Below are 2,165 nucleotides of genomic sequence, written 5' to 3' on the forward strand. Positions count from 1 at the left end.
CAGGGGCTTCGCGGGGCGCAAGGTTCCGCGCGTGAAGGAGCAGGACCATGGGCAGGCTCGACGGAAAAGTGGCGGTCGTGACGGGTGGGACGACGGGCATCGGCTTCGCGACCGCGAAGCGCTTCGCCAACGAAGGGGCGAAGGTGTTCCTCACCGGCCGCCGGCAGGCGGAGGTGGACCGGGCGGTGAAGGAGATTGGCCACGGCGCGGTGGGCGTCCAGGGGGACGTGGCGGTGATGGCGGACCTGGACCGGCTCTACGCGGTGGTGAAGCAGCAGGCGGGGCACATCGACGTGGTGTTCGCCAACGCGGGCCTGGGGGAGTTCGCGCCGCTGGGCTCCATCACGGAGGCGCACTTCGACAAGACCTTCGACGTCAACGTGAAGGGCACGCTGTTCTCCGTGCAGAAGGCGCTCCCCCTCCTGAAGGATGGCGGGTCCGTCATCCTCACGGGCTCCATCGCGGGCTCGGATGGCTCGCCGGCCTTCAGCGTCTACGGCGCCACCAAGGCCGCCATCCGCTCGTTCGCGCGGACCTGGGCGTCAGACCTGAAGGAGCGCCGCATCCGCGTGAACACCCTCAGCCCGGGCCCCATCGACACGCCGGGACTCAACGGGCTGGCGCCCGACGCGAACGCGGCGGCCCAGCTCAAGCAGCACCTGACGAACACCATCCCGCTGGGCCGCATGGGCGAACCGGACGAGGTCGCCAAGGTGGCGGTGTTCCTCGCCACGGACGACAGCAGCTTCGTCAACGGCACGGAGCTGTTCGTGGACGGCGGCTCCGGGCAGGTCTGAGCGCGCAAGGGCGCGGGCTTCAGCCTTCCTTGCCGCCCTCCGGGTTCGACGCGCCCAGCTTGCGCAGCTTCGCGGCGAAGGGGCTCTCGCCGTTCACCGGCAGGGGGCCTCCCGCCATGCGCTGGCGGCGCTCCATCGCGAGGGGCCCTTCCGCGGGGCCCTCCAGCGCTTCCTTCTCGAAACGGTCCTGGCCGCCCAGCACGCGCCCCACGGGGCGGGACGAGCCGACACGACGGTAGGGATCCACGGACATGGCGGTGACCTCCAGGTGACGTCCCCGTTCTACCGCGCTTCCGCCCCGGGTGCATCCCACCCCCGGGGGTCCTCCAGCGCCCCGCCGATGTGCCGGAGCACCCGCGCCGCCAGGTCCACGTCGATGAGGCGCGCGTCCCAGGTGCAGGTGAGCGTCATCGCCTTGCCGGGCACCAGCGCGCCCGCCTCCACCACCGGCACGTCGCGCACCTTGCCCGGGGCCAGCAGCAGGGGCACGCGGGTGTAGGGCACCATCGCGACGAAGCCCTGCTCCAGGCCCAGCGAGCCCAGGTTCGTCACCGCCACGGAGCCGAACGGGTCGAAGGGCATGCCCACGAAGCGCAGGTCCACGTTCAGCCCGTACCAGACGAACGACAAGAGCCGCAGCGCGGGGCCCATCAACCACCCGGGCAGCAGCGACGAGCGGCGCTTGCCCCGTTCAATCTCCACGTCCTCGCGCGCCCGCACCCGCGACACCTTCGCCTCCAGCGCGTCGGTCAGGGCCTCCAGCGACAGTGCATCCGCGCGGTGCACGGTGGCGGTGGTCAGGTCCACCCGCGAGGAGCCCTGCGCCGGCTGCACCACCAGCACGCAGACGCCCACGTCCCGCCTTTGCCAGGGGCGGTTGCCGCGCAGCACGACGTTCGCTTCGGGGTGGAGGCGCAGCGCGTCCGCGGCGGCCTTCGCCACCAGGTGCGTCACCGTCAGGCGCCGGCCCGTCCGGGTGCGGTGCGAGGCCATGAACGCGAGGGCCGGCTCCATGCGGACCTCCAGCGAGGCATACGCGGTCGGGTCGCGGGGTGCGCGCCACGTGCCCAGCGCGAGCTTGCGGAAGGCGCTGGCGGGGGGCGCGGGTCTCAGGTCCAGGTTCATGAGGAGCCCCTGGCGGCATCGCACGCGGGTGAACGGCGCGCAACCGGAGCGCTGCGCGCGGCGGGGCGCCCCTGTTAGACACAGGGCCGCGAAGTCCTCCCCTTCCCCATGCCCCGAGGCACATCCGCATGAGCACCCTCGCCCTGGTCCTGTCCCTGGCCCTGCAGGCCGCGCCGCCCGCGAAGACGCCCCCCAAGCTGTCTCTTATACATATCTGACGCTGCCTACGAACTCCAGGGTGTA

At 72.1% G+C, this 2,165-nt stretch carries 3 protein-coding genes; 1 reads left to right on the forward strand and 2 read right to left on the reverse strand.

Annotated features, from left to right (window positions below; genetic code table 11):
* Positions 1-47 precede the first annotated feature (47 nt).
* A complete protein-coding gene (locus D7Y13_RS41035) occupies positions 48-797 on the forward strand; it encodes a glucose 1-dehydrogenase (protein ID WP_120538415.1) in 750 nt (249 codons plus the stop codon).
* A gap of 19 nt (positions 798-816) precedes the next feature.
* On the opposite strand, the gene D7Y13_RS41040 is transcribed toward D7Y13_RS41035, so the two are convergent.
* A complete protein-coding gene (locus D7Y13_RS41040; RefSeq protein ID WP_120538416.1) occupies positions 817-1,050 on the reverse strand; it encodes a hypothetical protein in 234 nt (77 codons plus the stop codon).
* 29 nt (positions 1,051-1,079) lie between these two features.
* Positions 1,080-1,922 (reverse strand): 2-oxo acid dehydrogenase subunit E2, encoded by an 843-nt coding sequence (locus tag D7Y13_RS41045; RefSeq protein ID WP_120538417.1) that lies wholly within the window; start codon positions 1,920-1,922, stop codon positions 1,080-1,082.
* Between the last annotated feature and the right edge of the window lie 243 nt (positions 1,923-2,165).

Source organism: Corallococcus praedator, from assembly GCF_003612125.1.
GTDB lineage: Bacteria > Myxococcota > Myxococcia > Myxococcales > Myxococcaceae > Corallococcus > Corallococcus praedator.